The organism is Vibrio sp. S/42/10, from assembly GCF_029890535.1.
GTDB lineage: Bacteria > Pseudomonadota > Gammaproteobacteria > Enterobacterales > Vibrionaceae > Vibrio > Vibrio cyclitrophicus.
In genome coordinates this window covers 33,469-52,126 of the sequence record NZ_JAKMZC010000015.1, presented here as the reverse complement: position 1 = coordinate 52,126, position 18,658 = coordinate 33,469, and the positions used below count along the sequence as shown (strand labels likewise).

Below are 18,658 nucleotides of genomic sequence, written 5' to 3'. Positions count from 1 at the left end.
TGAAATGGGATTGATCCTACTGCTAGCGGAAAAACAGAAAAAATCACTGTGTCTGGTGATCTTGTTGAGTATCGCGAGTGCATTTCTGAGTGTGGGCGTTATCGCGTTTATCCAACACAAACTACTGGAAAACAGTGGTGTGCTTTCTGATACCTTGATTCAGTTTTCGTTGTTGCTGATTGGCCTTTTAGTTACGGCGACCGTCGCACAAGTGGCACTCCATAAGCTTGGACACCAATTCGTGTACAACAAGCGGTGTGAGTTGGTTTCTCAACTGTTAAATACCGATATTGAGCAAGTGGAGAAGGTAGGGAGTGCCGGCGTCCTAGCTTCGCTTAACACCGATATTCGAAATATCACGATCGCATTTGTCCATTTGCCTGAATTGATTTATGGCTTGGTGCTTACCTTTGTTGCTCTCACTTATTTAGCTTTCTTATCTATGCCCTTGTTTGGTATCAGCGTTTTAATGCTCTCTTTAACCGGTGTCATAGGTTACATGCTCGTGACGCGTATCACCAAACACGTTAAACAGGTCCGTGAGTACGACGATAAGTTGTATCACGACTATCAGTCTTTGATTGATGGTCGAAAAGAGCTGTCGTTGAACCCGTTCAGAGCCAAACGTTATTTCGACGAAACCTTTTCGATTAATGCTGAAGGCTATCGAAAGGAAGTGACGCAGGCCGATATCTTAAATGGTTTTGCGGCAAACATTGCGAACACGGTAGTGCTAGCTTTGATTGGCTTAAATTTTTACCTCGCAATTGGGCTAGGTTGGGCGACAGTCGAAGTCGCGTCGACCTTCGCTTTAGTCGTGCTGTTTATGAGAACTCCATTAATGTCGGCGGTCGGTTCAATTCCAACGCTAATCACCGCAAATATTTCAATGCGAAAGCTGTCGTCTTTGGATTTGAGTCCTAATCGAACGCTCAATCCTAAATCTGCACAAACGAAAGTCTTTAAGTCTTTGTCGTTGGTCGAAGCGAGCTATCGATACCGTTCAGATTCAGATGGTGACTCATTCGGAGTCGGTCCAATTAACTTCAAAATCGAACGTGGCGAACACATCTTCGTTATTGGTGGCAATGGTAGTGGTAAATCAACTTTTGCTCGCTTGCTGACCGGTCTTTACCGACCCCATGCCGGGCAAGTGTATGTTGATGGCAATGAGGTAACACAGCAGCATTGGCAGGATTACAGACAGCAATTCTCTGCTGTGTTCAGTGATTTTCATCTGTTTCATCAAATTGTCGATGGAGAAGGTCAAGACATTGATAGCAAGGACATAGACGAGTGGATGGTTAGGTTAGAAATGGCTCATAAAGTCGACCACAAGCAGGGCACCTTGAGTGATGTTCGTTACTCACAAGGGCAACGAAAGCGCCTAGCACTCATGATGTCTGTTCTAGAGAAACGCGGCTGTATTTTGCTTGATGAGTGGGCCGCTGATCAGGACCCACGTTTTAGAAAGCTCTTTTACCGCAAGTTGCTGCCTCTATTAAAAGAACGTGGCGTAACGGTTATCGCCATTACTCATGATGATGCTTATTTTGATGTCGCAGACCGTATTTTCAAAATGGATAGCGGCAATCTTATTGAGTTGAGTAAAGGGAATTTGGCTCAAGCACACCAAGCACTAGAAAGTGTTGTGGCTTGAGTATTTAAGAACCGGTTTAGGTTCAGAAAACACAATAAATAAAGTTAGTTGAGGAAAACATGAGTATTGATAGCCCAAATACAGAATTCACCGTTGTTATTAACGTGCAAGAACAATACAGCATTTGGCCAACGTACCACTTAGTACCAAATGGTTGGACTGAAGTAGGCGTAAAGGGCAATAAAGAACACTGCCTTGAACATATCCGCGAAGTCTGGACCGATATGCGTCCGAAAAGTCTGCGTGACGCGATAGATGCTCTAGAAAACTAAACCCGTTTAACCTTTAGTCAGTACCTGTACTTTTCGCCTGTAGCGGGCGAATTGTGGATTTCTGCAACCAAATTTCATGTTTAGGTAATAAAATGTCAGTGGATGATGAACAAATTTTGGACTCCGTAAGCCCTTGGAGCCCGCTCTCATACTCTCAACAACGTTTGTGGTTATTTCAACAATTGCAACCAATGAGTTTGGCTTACAACCTGGGGGGCTTACTTTGGTTTGAAGGTGAAGAGATTACCCTCGATAAGCTTCAGCACTCACTTAACGAAATGGTATCGGCGTTTCCTTCGTTACGCAGCCAGTTTGCAGAAGTTGAAGGTAAGGCCGTTCAGCGTGTCCTGCCGCTTCGTCGTATTGAATTTGATACAGTCGATCTGCGCAATGACACCAACTCGATTAAGATCATCAATCAAGATGCTCGTAGACGTTGGCAGCAGCCTTTCAATTTAATGGAAGGTCAGTTAGCACGATGCTGTATTTATCAAGTCACTGAGCATCGTTTTGGCGTGCTACTTTCGACTCACCATATTGTGACTGATGCTTGGTCATTCCAGCTCACGATTAAGATGCTAGTTAACTCGGTGGCAGGCAAAGCGTATCAAACTAGAGATGCTCAAAGTTACGTCGATTATGCCACAGAGCAAGTCAGTGAAGAAAAGTCAGAACGCTATTCAAAACAGAAGTCATTCTGGCAACAGCTTCAGTTCCTTAATGAAGAATCCGTTTCGATATCAAACCTAAACGCGCAATCGCAAGATACCTATGGGGCTAGACATGAGCTTGTTGAATTGCCAAGTGACATAGACGAATCAATAAAGCAGTTAGGTAAAGAATTAGGTGTAACCAAGTTTGAGATCTTTGCGTCTGCGATGATGCTCACGTTGCGCCAGTACTCGTCTAATGTGCATCCATCGATTTGTGTCCCTGCGTTAAACCGTAATGCAAAAAACCGTAGAACTGTCGGGTTTTATGTGAATAGTACGGTGATGGGTTATCGAATTGATGCAGAAATGACGCTGTCTCAGTTAGTCAGCCAAACACGTGACTCAATGAAAGCATCTCTCGCGTTTGAAAGTACACCGTTAGAAGCGCTCGTCGGCGATTTACCGTTACCCACAACGGCTCTGAATTTTAGAAACCACGGTGACAAACTATCAATTAACACCAATGGAGTGTCTGCACAATTTGAAGAGTTTCCAGTATTGGAAACCCCGTTTGAGTTAGTGTTGGATGTGATCAACAAGAGCAGTGCGCCACTTAGGTTTGTTTACGGGAAAGAGAAGTTCACTCGCCCTTTTATTACTAAATTTATCGAGAGCTATAAGGTGAATCTTGAGGCTATCGTGCAGTCACCATATACAGCTGTGGCGTCAGTGAATGCGATTTCTAGCAAGGATATGCGTTTAATCGACCAGTATGGTTCGGGCGAGCATGAATGGCATTACCGACCGTTTACAGATTTGGTTACTGAACAGGCGAAGAGTAGTCCAGACAGCATCGCGTTGAAACACCAAGACGAATCGATGAGCTATTTAGAGTTGGAAACTCGCTCTAATCAGTTGGCTCACTCCATTTTGTCTAAGCGCGTAACGTCACAATCACCTATTGGTGTGATGATGGAACGTGGTGTCGATATGATCGTGTCGATGATTGCCGTGCTCAAATCAGGTTCGCCATTCTTACCACTAGACCCTGATTATCCAACAGAAAGATTGAGTTTCATGCTTGAAGATAGTGGGGCTGAACTGTTATTAACGCATCCTAAATCTCAAGACCGATGTTCTGACATTCTTGAATCTAGTGACGGTGTCACTCCGTTCTGTGTTGAGAGGGCAGCGCTTGCAGACTTTCCATCTGATAACTCTTTTACACAACCGTTGGCTGAAGAACTGGCCTACATAATCTATACCTCTGGTTCAACGGGAAAACCCAAAGGGGTCACCATTTCGCATGAAGGTTTGAGTATGCATGTTCAAACCATTGGCCAGCGATATGGAATGACGGCACAAGATATTGAATTACATTTCGCTTCAATCAGCTTTGATGGTGCCGTTGAGCGCTGGACTGTTCCATTGGCATTCGGTTCACGCTTAGTTATTCGCGACCAAGAGTTGTGGACCGCAGAACAGACATGCGAAGCGTTACAGAAAGAAAAAATCACCATTGCTTGTTTTCCACCTAGCTACATTGGCCCATTGCTTGATTGGGTCGAACAAACCAAACCATCACTCTCTCTACGTTCTATCACCTTAGGCGGTGAAGCCTTTACTCGCGAGACTTTTGACCGTATTCAGGCAGTGTTGGCCCCCCCTAGAATCATTAATGGTTACGGGCCAACAGAAACGGTGATTACACCGATGATCTGGGAAGCGTATACCAATGACACTATGAATAGTGCTTATGCACCAATTGGAACTCGAGTTGGTGATAGGAAATTGTACGTATTGGATTCTGAGTTAAGTCCAGTACCTCTGGGTAGCAGCGGTGAGTTATATATAGGTTCTGAAGTCGGTTTAGCGCAAGGCTATTTGAGACAACCTAATCTAACCGCAGAGCGTTTTCTGCCTGATCCATTCTTAGCTAACGGCGAAAGAATGTACCGAACGGGTGACTTAGTTCGGTGGCGTGATGATGGCGTTATGGAGTATCTAGGTCGTGTCGATCAACAGGTTAAGATCCGTGGTTTCCGCGTTGAGCTAGGAGAAATTGAATCTCAGTTACAAACCCTGTCCGGCGCTGAATTCTGTTCTGTGGTCGCTCACGAATCGCAAACAGGTAAAAAACTTGTTGGTTATGTGCAGTTAAGGGACACATCATCACTCGATGATAAAAATATTCAAGAAACGCGTTGGCTAGATGAGTTAGCAAAGGCGCTTCCAGATTACATGGTACCTGTTTGCATTATTGTGCAAGATGAAATGCCACTGACGCCAGCCGGGAAAGTAGATAGAAAGCAGTTGCTTGCCCCTGACTGGTCAGAAAATCTGAGTAACCAAGGAACGCTTGAAACCAAACGTCAGCAAATACTTGCCACGGTATGGTGTGAATTGTTGAAGTTAGAGGGCGTTGGGGCTGATAGTCACTTTTTCGCTCTAGGTGGCGATTCGATTATGGCTCTTCAACTTGTAGGGAAGCTTCGCCAACAAGGTTTCATGCTATCGCCTAAACAAGTTTTCGATTTTCCAAAGCTTCAAGACATGGCGGAGCTCTTAGAAGAGAGTCAACGGGTTCTAGCCGATCAAAGTAAGCTACAAGGTCGTGTTGCATTGTTACCTATCCAGCAACGGTTTATTGAACAATTTGAGTTGAGTCGATGTAATCAATATATTCAGTTTACATGGCGTCACGCTCTTAATATTGAGCGTTTAAGTCATGCGTTAAACCAACTTGCTGATCATCATGATGCGCTTAGACTTAATTTCTCAAACTCGTTGAGCCATAACGCTTCGTTTGGAGTCAATGCTGAGTATCAAGAAGAGGCTCGGTTTGCGATTCACCCATTCGATGACGAAATAAACATCGAGCAGGTGCAATCAAGCATCGACCTTGAAAAGGCTATTACCGGCGCGGTTGGTATACGCAATTTGAAAGGCTCAACAGAAGGCAGTGAAGTTCTTATAGCGATTCATCACTTGGTGGTTGATGCGTTGTCATGGCCAATGATTATTGAAGACCTTAGTAAGCTTTATGAAGCGTTACCAGAAAACGATGAAGCTACCAATACGCTTTCACCAAAGACCCACAATCAAGGGAATTGGGTAAATAACTTAAATACTCTGCTAATAACCGAGCAACGACAAGCTTATTGGCTCGACCAAATGCAAGCACCTATCTATTCTACAGAGCGTGCTCTGCCAATCTCGACACAGTGGTTGACGCCACTGTCTAAAATAGAGTCGTTGACCAAAGCTGGGCAGAGCTTTGCCCGACTCACACAAGAACAAGTGGTCTTTATTGTCTGTGCGTTAACAGTCAGCACGCAGAACCAAGGTCAGGCGCTAACCATTCATCGTGAGTCTCATGGTCGTTTTACTGACAATATAGGCTTAGATCTAAGTCGTACCATCGGTTGGTACACCTCTCTTTATCCACAAGCTATACCAGAACTCGGAACGTTAATGGAGTGGGTCAAGTCTCTAAAAGATAGCTTCGATAGCGACCACGTAGGCGGTATCACTTTCCACGCGGGAGTGGCGCAAAACTTATGGCCACATGTTGGCAACATGGATGTATTGTTCAACTACCTTGGCAATGCTACACAGCAAATAAATGGAAAAGTCGATATAACGGGCTCGGGGCTATGGCGAGATAAATCCAACGTTGCAGACGCTGCTGTTGTTATCAATGCTTCCGTTGTTAATGATCATTTGCAGTGGGATGTCGAGTTCGACAGTGGTTGCTTCAATGAAACTGAAATTGAGGTGTTACACGCGGCACTTAACAACTCTATTGAACGCTTACACGATCTGTTTATTGAAGTGGATCCTATCTTAACGAAAACCGATGCGCCTTTGGTGGAGTTGACCCAATCTCAGTTGAATCAATTGTGTCAAGGGATAAAGCAACCAGAGTCGCTACCAAATACGATCCTACCATTATCTACCTTGCAGCAGGGGCTGTATTTCCACGCAAAACTCTCAGATAGTGACAGTACCTATGTAAACCAAATTACGTTGCCGTTAAATCACGTTGAACTGCCGAGAATGATTGAAGCTTGGCAAGGCGTAATGCAACGACATCAAATGTTGCGTTCGACATTGTTCTCGTTGGATGGCAACGCGTATTTAGCTGAATGGCAACAACTGGAGCTGAATTACGCTGTGTTAGATGTGCGTCTACGCAGCCAATTCGATATAGCTGAATATAAACAACAAATCATTGAACAAGGCTTCCAGCTTGAGCAGCGTTTAGAACGCTCGCAGGTCACCCCCTTATGGCGTGTTGACTTCGTGCAAACGGAAGAGCATCAAATTCAATGCGTATTTACGATTCATCATATTTTAATGGATGGATGGAGCACTGGGGTGCTGCTCAGTGACCTGTTTGCTATTTATCAAAGAGGCACGATTACACCGGTTAAAGGTCAGTTTTCAGATTACCTCGCTTGGGCGCGTGAACAAGACCACCAGCAGTCGAACGCATACTGGCAACGTTACTTGCAAAATATGGAATCTCCAACGCGTTTGGTGGAGTCTTTCGGCAGTTCGGATTCTCTGGAGTCTAAATATAATCGATTCAATGATGACTACTCACAAGAGACTGTCGGTGAATGGTTGCCAAAACTCAGCGCAGCGGGTGTGACGTTGAATACCTTGACGCAAGCGGCGTGGTTGCTGACATTACACCGATTCACGGGGCAACAGACACCTGTGTTTGGTAATACCGTAGCGGGGCGACCAACGGATCTAACCCACAGTGATTCTATGGTTGGCTTATTTATTAATACGCTGCCAATCGCACACCAAGTCGACCTTTCCAAATCAGTTTCGCAATGGTTGTTGGATATTCAAAACTCATCAAGTGAACAGCGTGAGTTCAGCTATTCATCTCTGTCTGATATCCAAGCGCAAACAGGTTGGACTGGCGATAACTTATTTGACACCTTGGTCGTATTTGAAAATTACCCACTGGACGAGGCGCTTCTTAAAAGTAATCGCGAAGGGGAACTGAGCATCGGGGAACCTGAAAGCTACGAGTTTACCCACTACCCACTGACGTTGGCGATTCTGCCGAGCGAATCACTTCGTATCGTTTTTGCCTACGATGAAAGCAAATTCTCTCAACAGCAAATTGAAACGCTGTGTGCGACAAATCGACAATACTTAAATAAGTTGGTTGAACACCTATCGAAAGAGTTAGGTTCTATCCCTGTGTTAGCGAAAGGTCAGCTTAATGAATTGGCGAAGTTCGACCGTGTACCAGAACCTTGGACGTTTGAACCTTTTACCGATTTAGTTTCTAAGCAGATGTTATTGCGTCCTGATAATGTGGCATTGGTTTCTAATGTTGAGCATGAACTTGGTGCTCATAAAGCGTCGCTAACGTTTAAGCAGTTGGTTGAACAAAGTGATGCCGTCGCTGCTCGATTGATTAGCGAAGGTATAACACGTGACGATATCGTCGGCGTGTTATTTGAACGTGATTGCAACATGTTGGTTACGATGATGGGGGTAATGAAAGCAGGAGGGGCATTCTTACCTTTGGATCCGGCTTATCCGCAAGAGCGTCTTGAGTTCATGGTTAAAGATAGTCGAGCACGGATACTGGTGCACGATGCACTTAGCGGGGTCCTAGCAAATGAGATTTGTAATCAAGCCAAGACTGTAAGCTTCAACACGTTGGATCTCAACGCCAAGTTAATCGATAAGCCTGCTATTTTATCTGACCAGCTGGCGTATATGATTTACACATCTGGTTCTACAGGTAAGCCCAAAGGCGTGTGTGTATCACAGCAAGGTTTGAGCATGCATGTTCAGACTATTGGTCAACGTTACGGAATGACGCCTGACGACGTCGAGCTTCATTTTGCTTCGATCAGCTTTGATGGTGCGATAGAGCGCTGGACTGTGCCGTTGGCATTTGGTTCTCGCCTCGTGATTCGAGACCAATCGCTATGGAGTGCTCAACAAACGTGTGATGTATTGGCACGGGAGCGAGTGACCATCGCATGTTTCCCTCCGAGTTACGTGCTCCCATTGCTAGAGTGGATTGAAGGAACTCAACCAGAGTTACCGGTTCGTTCATGGACATTAGGAGGTGAAGCCTTTACTCGAGATACTTATTTCAAACTGCAACAAGTATTGAAACCGCAAAGAATAATCAATGGTTACGGCCCGACCGAAACCGTTGTAACGCCAATGATTTGGGAAGCGTATCTCGATACCGGCTTAGACAGTGCGTATGCCCCGATAGGTAAAGCTGTCGGCTGTAGAACATTGTATGTATTGGATAGCGCGCTGAATAGGTTACCAGCAGGCGTTGCGGGTGAACTCTATGTTGGCGAAGAGGTAGGGTTAGCGAGAGGTTACTTTGAGCGACCTGACCTAACTTCAGAGCGTTTCTTACCAGATCCATTCGCGAGTAACGGGGAGCGAATGTATCGAACTGGCGATGTTGTGAAATGGCGCTCAGATGGTGTGATGGAGTACCTCGGGCGTAGTGATGAACAAGTTAAGATTCGTGGCTTCCGTGTAGAGCTTGGTGAAATTGAATCTAGACTTCAGAAGTTAACTGACTCAGAACTGTGTGCGGTTGTCGCTTGTGATAGCCCGAGTGGCAAACAGCTTGTCGCGTATCTACAGAGTGATAGTTCACTATCAATGTCAGATATGCGAAGTGATCTAGCAAAAGATCTTCCAGAATACATGGTCCCAAGCCAATTCATAAAGTTAGATAAAATACCACTTACGCCTGCGAGTAAAGTTGATAAGAAACGTTTACCCGCTCCGGATAGGTTAGCAACTAATAAAAGTGACTACATCGAACCAGTTGGCAAGATAGAGCAAGCGTTAGCTAAGCAATGGTGTGCGCTGTTTGAAAAAGACCAAATAGGCAGAGAGGACGATTTCTTTGCTTTAGGTGGTCAATCACTATTAGCGACTCAGTTAGTTGGCAGATTAAAGCAGCAAGACTGCATCAGGTTATCGCTACAAGCGGTGTTCGATACGCCTGTACTTAAAGATCTTGCGTCTCAATGTATCTCTGAACTTTCTTCGTCGTCGGCTCATGGAACGCAAGACCTCGCTGTTTTCGCTCGAGCTCCTCGATTACCGAATATGCCTACGTCAGCGGTACAGCAGCGGCTATGGTTTGTTCAACAACTACTACCAACCAGTGCTGCTTATCACATGCCACTGGGCTTGAAGTTTACTGGGCGTGTTAACGTTGCGGTACTTAAACAAGCTATTAATACCTTGGTTTCTCGCCACGAAATATTGAGAACCAATTTTGCGCAGGTCGACGGAGAATTGATGCAACAGGTGCGTCCTGAGCGTTACATTGAACTTGGCATCCATGAAGCTGCTGTTAATGATCAAGATCGCTTGTCTCATTACAAAGATTTAATAGCCAAACCGTTCAACTTCGCTGATGGGGCGCTTATTCGATTTGATTGGATGCCGCAAACTTCTGACCTCGATGAGTTTTGTAAGCTAGGCGAGCAAGACGAGAAGGCTGAATTGCTTATTGTAGTGCACCATATTATCTCTGATGGTATCTCTATGCAGTTGCTCCTAAAGGAGTTGTCGGGCTGTTATCAATCGCTAGTTGATCTAACTTATAAAGGAAGCGAAACGCCAAGCGAGCTCCAATATATCGATTACGCACAGTGGCAAAAACAGTGGCTTGAATCAGAAGATGCAAGTAGGCAAAAAGGCTGGTGGTTAGATGCGTTGAAATACGATATTGAACCATTAGTGCTACACAGCGATGTACCAAGAGAGCAAACCGAAACGAGCGGCAACCGTCTTCATTTTGAACTGTCTCGCGAGCAGATTGCGAGTATCAGCCAACTGGCAAAATCGCACAGCACTACGCCATTCAATGTGATGCTGACATTGTGGCATTTGTTGATGCACAAGTATTCTGGCCAAGAGCAAATACGCGTCGGTGTGCCAGTCGCAGGGCGGACTCAACCAGAAACACAAGTGATGCAGGGTTGTTTTATCAATAGCTTGGTGATCCCCGCACAATTTAGCGAATCACAAACGTTTTCTGATTTGCTAATGCAAGTGAAGTCCTTCAGCGAAAAAGCATTGGAAAGACAAGACTTCCCATTTGAAATGTTGGTCGAGTCATTGGGTATTAAAGGTAATTTACAGTATCACCCCGTGTTCCAAACCAGTTTCAACTTCCAACGTTTTGATGAGAACGCGATTTTCGATTGGAATGATATTGATGTCGAGCCCTTTGACCCCGGCGTAGTGAATGCTCAGCTCGAAATTGGGCTGGATATTCAGCAAATGTCGGAACATAAATGGCTTGGATTCATAAGCTATGCCTCACCTATATTTACCACAGACTTTGCTCAGGCACTTCTTGATCATTGGCAACTTCTTCTCGAGAAGGTTTCGCGAGATAATCGTTGCTCAATCAACCAGCTTCACTTAATAGACAACACCGCGAAGCAACAATGCATTGCGTTTAACAACACTGAACTTGATTGGGGCAGTTTAGTGACGCCGTCACAAAGAATTCAACAACAAGCTCAGACTGCACCTGACTCGATAGCGCTATCAATGCAAGATCAAGCCCTGACTTATCAAGAGTTTGACCTGCGTGTAAATCAAATGGCGAATTGGCTACGTGGAAAAGGAGTGAACTCTGAAACACGTGTCGGTTTAGGTCTTGAACGTTCATTCGATTTAGTGATTGGATTGCATGCTATCACTCGTGCTGGTGGCGCATACGTGCCATTAGATCCGAGTTATCCAGAGGATCGACTGCAGTATATTTTGCGATCAGCTAATATCGACTTGTTATTGACTGACTCCAATTCAATGCACTTGTGGCCAGAGACTGAGGGTTGTGAGTATATTGATTTGACTAAGCTTGATGTGTCCAACCAACCATTCCAAGCACCTCACGTCGATTGGCAGCCTGATCAGGCGTTGTATGTGATATTTACTTCTGGATCTACAGGTTTGCCGAAAGGCGTGGTGAATACTCAAGTTGCGTTGCAAAACCGTTTGAATTGGATGCAACAAGAATATGCGCTGAACGAGTCCGATTGTGTACTCCAGAAAACGCCTTTTAGTTTTGATGTCTCGGTATGGGAGTTCTTCTGGCCATTAATGACAGGAGCTCGCCTTGCTATTGCTCCTCCTGAAGCACACCGCCAGCCTCGTCTACTTTCTGAGGTTGTCCAAAAAGAGAAAGTGACAACCATTCACTTTGTTCCTTCGATGCTGAATGCCTTTTCAATAGAAACGACGATATCTGAATGTACTTCGCTAAGACGCATTATCTGTAGTGGTGAGGCGCTTCCTGCGGATCTTGTAGAACAAGTACTGAGTCATGCGCCTGTTGATCTACATAACCTCTACGGGCCAACAGAGGCTGCGATCGACGTAACGTACTGGCCTTGTGAATTACCTGTATCGAAACGAATCCCAATCGGCTATGCAATCAGCAATACGCAACTACATGTTCTGGATGATAACTGGAACCCAGTGCCTGTTGGTGTACCTGGCGAGTTGTATTTAGCTGGTGTCGGTTTAGCGCGTGAGTATTTGTCACGACCTGACCTGACTGCAGACCGTTTCGTGCCTAACCCGTTCGGAGGTCCGGGCTCTCGCATGTATCGGACGGGCGACCAAGTCGTTCAATATGCAGACGGACGTTTAGAGTATCTCGGTCGCTTGGATAACCAAGTGAAAATCCGTGGCTTGAGGATTGAACTAGAAGAAATTGAGAATGTGATTAACCAGCTCGATTGGGTTGAAGAGTCGGCGGTTGTTGCGTTTAAACATCAAACGGGTGACCAACTCATTGGTTATGTCGCCGACCCTATGTGGAATGAGCTCAAGCAAGACAACGAACTCAAGTTAGAAATAGTAAAACAACATCTGTCGGAACAACTGCCCGATTATATGGTGCCAACTATATTGCTAGGTTTGAGTGAAATGCCGCTTTCTCCAAACGGTAAACGAGACAGAAAGGCACTGCCTGCGCCTGAGTGGCAATCAATTGAGTATCGCGCTCCGGAAACGGAGTTGGAACGTTGGTTCGCTGCAAATTGGGCCGAAGTTTTAGAAATATCCCAAGTAGGCTTGGACGACAACTTCTTTGCCTTAGGTGGCCACTCTTTATTGGCGACTCGCGTAGTCGCAAAAGCGCACCAAGAGTTGGGGCTAGAAGTGGCTCTAAAAGATTTTTTCGAAGCCAAGAGCCTACAAGCTTTATCAGACAGCTTACAAGCTCAATATCAAACACAAAACCAACATGAACAAGACGAATTCGATGCCATGGCAGCATTGATGGACGAATTGGAGCTGCTATGAGTGATTTAAACGAGTTAAACCAACCAACATCTGCAGTCCAAGCAGAGGCGACTGCGAAATCGAATGTTGTTAGCAAGAAGAACGATACCGAGAAACAAAGTGCGAACAGTGCAGGAAAAATTGATAAGCATGCGTTAGCAAAACGGTTTCTTCAATTAGGTAAGCCGGAGCAGGTCAAGTTCATCGAGCTACTGAGTAATAAAGGATTAGATTTTGAAAAGCTACCGATTGTGTCCGTCGGTTCTGAACAGAAAGTGGGGCTCTCTCCAGCGCAGCAGCGACTGTGGGATATTTATTGTTTAGATAAAGGAAACAGTGCCTACCATATGTCAGGTACGTTCGATGTTAAAGGCAAGTTAGACACAACACAGCTAGGTAACCTAGTAAATAAAGTATTGGATCGGCATGAGATATTAAGAACGCGTTTTGTTCATGAGTCCGACAGTGCCGTAGTTCAGTTTGTCGACCGATCGGCAGTCATGTTTCCGGTGATTGTAGATGCTCAAGGTTGGAGTCAACAGCAAATTCAAGATACACAGCGAGATTTTATAGGAAACACATTTGATCTCGAAACTGAACTGCCGATTCGGATGCTATGCTTGAAGCTCAGCAATGGTTCATGGAAGTTGCAGCTCGTAATGCATCATATCGTATCAGATGGATGGTCGATTGGCGTGTTCGTGAGTGAGCTTGTTTCACTCTATCAGCAAGGTGATTTGCCGAAATTACCGATTCAGTATCGTGATTACTCCCAGTGGCAAACGGCTTTGCTTGACGCTGGTAAAGGTGCTCACCACATTGATTATTGGAAGCGAGAACTAAAAGATTCTAACTCGGAGCTATTATTCCCTTGGTGTTGCGAAATCGCACCAAATCAAAGGCGTGCTGCCGATTCGATCAGCTATGAGCTGAGTAAAACTCAATCTAACAAGATCAACCAAGTGGCTCGCCAATTATCGGTAACGAATTCGAGTTTGTGGTTAGGCGTTTGGCAAGCGGCTTTAGCCACGGTGACACATCGCTCTGACATATCAGTCGGCGTCCCTATGGCAAATAGAACCCGACACGAAGTGTCGAACCTGATTGGCTTCTTTGTTAATACCATGGTGATTCAACAAACTATTTCACCTAAATGTTCGATCGCGAAAGCAATTGCAGGTGCTCATGACAAAGTACTCGAAGCACAAGAACATCAACTGCTGCCATATGATCAGCTTGTCACAGCATTGTCCGATGAGCATAAGTTGATAGAAAGAAAGGCTGGGCAGACGCCCTTGTTTCAAGTGTTGTTTAATCATCAAAACACTTTGTCTGGGGATATCCACTTAGATAACGAACTGATTTTGTCTGCTCAAGACCAAAAGGGAGAGTTCGCACTATTCGACGTTGCATTAGATGTACGTGAAAGCCAGAGCAAAACACGTGTCGTATTAACTTATTCGAAAGACCGAATAGACGAAGACAAGATGGCCGAATTGAATGCAGTTCTTGAAAACCTAATACGAGACTTAGACGTTAATTTAGGTTGTAGCCTGGCTCAGATGAAGCATTTATCACCGCATGATGAAGCTGTCCTTAAAAATCTATCGCAACCAGAAGGCAATTGGCATTTTCAGTCAATTATCGAGTTACTGGAAAATCAAGCACGAGTAAGGCCCGATGCGATTGCCTTAAAGCATCAAGATCAACAGCTTACTTTTGCAGGGTTAGCGCATTCATCATCCGATCTTGCATCCAAACTCAAAGCTCAAGGTGTAAGACGTGACCAAGCGGTTGGTGTGCTCTTTGAGAGAGGGGTACAGATGATCGTCGCAATGGTAGCGGTCATGAAAGCGGGTGGGGCGTTCTTGCCGTTAGATCCTGATTATCCAACCGAGCGCTTGGCTTACATGATACAGGACTCTCAAGCTCGCTTTGTGGTTACACAGCATAGGTTGGGATCTCGTTGGCATATCATTCAATCAACATTTAAGGCTTCATTATCACAACCGAATCCTCTGTTTTATGGGGTAGGGGAGAGTGTTGATGAGTGTGAGCTACGATCTTCAAACGGAGAGTTGTTGCTTGTGAGATCAAAAAAGCAACAACGTGAAGAGGAACAAACAACAGCAGCAAAACTTCATCCTGAACAATTGGCCTATATTATCTATACATCGGGTTCGACAGGGAAACCAAAAGGAGTCGCGGTTAATCATGTTGGATTATCGATGCATGTTCAAACCATTGGTCATCAGTATGGCATGACGCCAGAGGACATAGAGCTGCATTTCGCATCGATTAGCTTTGATGGCGCCGTTGAACGTTGGACGGTACCTTTGGCATTTGGCAGTAAGTTGGTTATTCGAGATCAGGAATTATGGAGCGCTGAACAAACTTGCGATGTGCTCAGCAAAGAAAAAGTCACGATTGCGTGCTTCCCGCCGAGCTATGTTGGCCCATTATTGGATTGGATTGATTATCAAAAGCCTCCCCTCAGTGTCAGATCTTGGACACTAGGAGGTGAAGCATTTACCGCAGAAACCTATCAGCGTTTGCAAAAGGTTGTTAACCCGCCACGCATAATTAATGGTTATGGACCGACAGAAACCGTTGTTACCCCAATGATTTGGCGAGCATATCCACAAGATAAATTAACCAGTGCGTACGCTCCGATTGGGCAACCTGTCGGTGAGCGTCGCTTATACGTCTTAGATGCGCAATTGAATAAAGTCGCGTTTGGCAAAGTCGGCGAATTGTACATTGGCGCCGAGGTCGGGTTGGCTAGAGGCTATCTCGATCAACCAGACCTAACGTCCGAACGTTTTCTACCAGACCCGTTTCGCGAACATGTAGGTGAGCGAATGTATCGTACAGGGGACTTGGTGCGGTGGAACGATGATGGAGTGATGGAATACATAGGTCGGGTAGATCAGCAGATCAAGATTCGAGGCTTTCGTGTCGAGTTGGGAGAAATAGAAAGTCGACTTCAATCTATATCAAAAGTTGAACACTGTGTCGTCGCACTTCAAGAGGTTGGGGCACAGAAGCAATTGTTTGGTTACCTCCAAAGCAGTGAGCCTGAACGATTCGATCTTGATGACATTCTCGACCAATTATCCACAGTGCTGCCAGATTACATGGTACCAAGCCAATTATTAGTATTGGAAAAGCTTCCGCTCACCCCTGCAGGAAAAGTTGATAGAGCGTCTCTCCCTTTTCTTGGAAGTAAATTCGAATCTGAAGCAACGTTTGTTACACCTGAAACGGAACAAGAAGCCTTGTTGGTGGACACATGGCAGCAACTTCTTGGTGCTGAGCAGGTGAGTTGCTCCGATAACTTTTTCGCATTGGGCGGTGATTCCATCCTTTGTTTGCAAATGGTCAGCAAAGTCCGTGTTACGGGTTACAACTTAACACCACAACAAGTGTTTGAAGCCAAGACATTACGTGATTTGGCGAGTGTGCTTAGCATTCATAAAACAGCCAAAGAGCGTGAGCTTAGTGATTTACCTTTTGAATTAATGCCGATACAGGCGCATTTCTTTGCCCAAGAGTTTCCAGAGCCAAATCATTGGAACCAACATATTTGCGTTGAGCTAAAACAAGATATGGAAATTGGTTACTTAGAGTCGGCTATTCAAGCCTTGGTGAAACAGCATCCAAGCCTCAGGCTGTCATTCAGCCAGGAATCAGGTAAATGGAAGCAGCAATTTCAACTTTACCAAAAACGTCAATATCTTTGGGTCAGTAACGTCGATTCTGAACAGGCTTTTTCAACGTTCACGCAAGAAATCCAACAAAGCATGGATATTAGTTCTGGACGCTTGATTCAAGCGGGCATTGCCAAATTTTCCGACGCGCCTAACCGCTTGATGATCGCAATCCACCACTTGGCTGTAGATGGTGTGTCTTGGAGAATTCTATTAGATGATCTATGGAAAGCTTATCAGCAGTTAGTCGCGGGCCAAGATATCGACTTGATGCCGAACTCAAGTTCGTTAGATGAAGCGGTCAATGCTGTTGAGAGGTGGTCATCGAGCGAAAAAGGTAAATCGATGCAGGAGGTTTGGCATTTTGTGTCGGAAATAACCGATGACTTGGGGAGTAATGAACTAGGCCTCAAGTTGCCTCTTTACCGAGATAAGCAAAGTCAAAAAACCGAGTTATCTAATTATCTCACTCAAGCATTATTGCGAATCTCAGGCTCGGAGCTGGGTGCTAATATCCAAAGCGCTTTGATAACTGCGCTTGTATCAGCCTTAGCAAGTGAAGAGCATCCGAATGTACCTATCTATCTTGAGGGGCATGGACGCGAACCATCTGTTTTTGCAAATACCGACCTATCGCGAATGGTTGGGTGGACGACTAGCTTGTATCCAATTATTGGGCAATATCATCCAGACATTATTAGTATGGTTGATAAAACACATGATGCTCTCGAACGTATTAAGGAAGATGGTGGTATTGGTTACGGGCTGAGGTACCTAGAACAACGAGAACAAGGAACACTGGAGGAGCAAAGCATGGTCGCTACCTTTAACTATCTTGGTCAGTATTCTAGTAACGGATTCGCGCAGTGGTGTTCACCGATAGAAGAAGGTAGCTCACCTCAATCCGAATTAAACCAGATGTTGACCCCACTTGTTGTCAACGCCCAAATTGTATCAGGCAAGTTGAGCCTTGCGTGGGAGTATGCGACTACGCATTACTCGCACCAAAAGATAGAAGAAATCGCTACACGATATGTAGAGTGTTTAACTGAGTTTGTGTCTGTGATGCGAATCGTTAAAGAGAAACCAACGGTCAAGCCGGACAAACGACTTATCGAAAAACTTAACACTACATCTAATGAGCATGAGCCCGTTTTTTGTATTCATCCGGTTACTGGGCGTGTTACTGGTTATCAACGCTTGGCGCAATCATTGGAAGGGAAGCGATCAGTTTATGGGATAAAGTCGAAGAGCTTTGTTTTAGATAATGCTTTTGATACCTCACTAACCGATATGGCAGACACCTATTTTCAAACAATCAAGCAGTTACAACCACGTGGTCCATATCGCTTAGTTGGTTGGTCACTCGGTGGTGCACTTACTCAAGAAATCGCGAGTCGCCTCGAGAAAAATGGAGACGAAATTAGGTTTGCCGGCTTGCTAGATTGTTATGTCCCAGGTACAGAAATAGCGAGTGATCAGTGGGATTCCCCATCATCAAAAGCGAAATTATTAGAGCATATTTCCTTGTTGCTAGGGACGGTTACCGTACAGCAAGGGGCACGATGTATAGACTTACTCGATTCAGTATCTCCACCAATGTGGCCAGAGGTATTTAATACATGGCTAGCGGAAAATCACTTTGATCCACATATGGCAGATAACGCGAAACAAATGCTCTACAGCTGGTCTGTAGAACAACATATGCGTTCTTTATGCCGTGGATATCAATTACCAAGCATAAAAACCAAGTTGCATTGTTGGTGGGCAGGGCAACCAAATGGTCGCTCCGACCTGTTATCCAAAGGGTTGAATAAGCTCAACGCGCAGAGATATTCCGTCATTGTGGACACGGATCATTTAGGTATTGTTCAGAACAACACAGTAATCAAAGACTTATACAGACATTTGTATTGTGAATAATTTTATAAATATCCATTACTAAGATGTTTTATTTTGAAAATTACGTGGTACACTTTGCCTTATAATTAATCGCAATGATAACTATTATCGTTATCGTTATTGTTT

The 18,658-nt window shown here is 44.9% G+C and carries 4 protein-coding genes; all 4 read left to right on the top strand.

Translation table 11 applies throughout. The features are described 5' to 3' along the window. Positions 1-4 precede the first annotated feature (4 nt). The 4 genes from L8S15_RS16090 to L8S15_RS16075 all read left to right on the top strand — a co-directional run bounded on the left by L8S15_RS16090 (position 5) and on the right by L8S15_RS16075 (position 18,553). Positions 5-1,660, top strand: a complete 1,656-nt coding sequence (locus L8S15_RS16090; protein WP_016797029.1) for a multidrug ABC transporter permease/ATP-binding protein — start codon at positions 5-7, stop codon at positions 1,658-1,660. Positions 1,661-1,719: 59 nt separating this feature from the next. Further along, positions 1,720-1,932: an MbtH family NRPS accessory protein gene (locus L8S15_RS16085; RefSeq protein WP_016797030.1), complete on the top strand. Its 213-nt coding sequence runs from the start codon at positions 1,720-1,722 to the stop codon at positions 1,930-1,932. A gap of 92 nt (positions 1,933-2,024) precedes the next feature. Further along, positions 2,025-12,941, top strand: a complete 10,917-nt coding sequence (locus tag L8S15_RS16080) for a non-ribosomal peptide synthetase (RefSeq protein ID WP_280574163.1) — start codon at positions 2,025-2,027, stop codon at positions 12,939-12,941. Beyond that, positions 12,938-18,553 (top strand): non-ribosomal peptide synthetase, encoded by a 5,616-nt coding sequence (locus L8S15_RS16075; RefSeq protein WP_280574161.1) that lies wholly within the window; start codon positions 12,938-12,940, stop codon positions 18,551-18,553. The genes L8S15_RS16080 and L8S15_RS16075 overlap by 4 nt, the downstream gene beginning before the upstream one ends. Positions 18,554-18,658 lie beyond the last annotated feature (105 nt).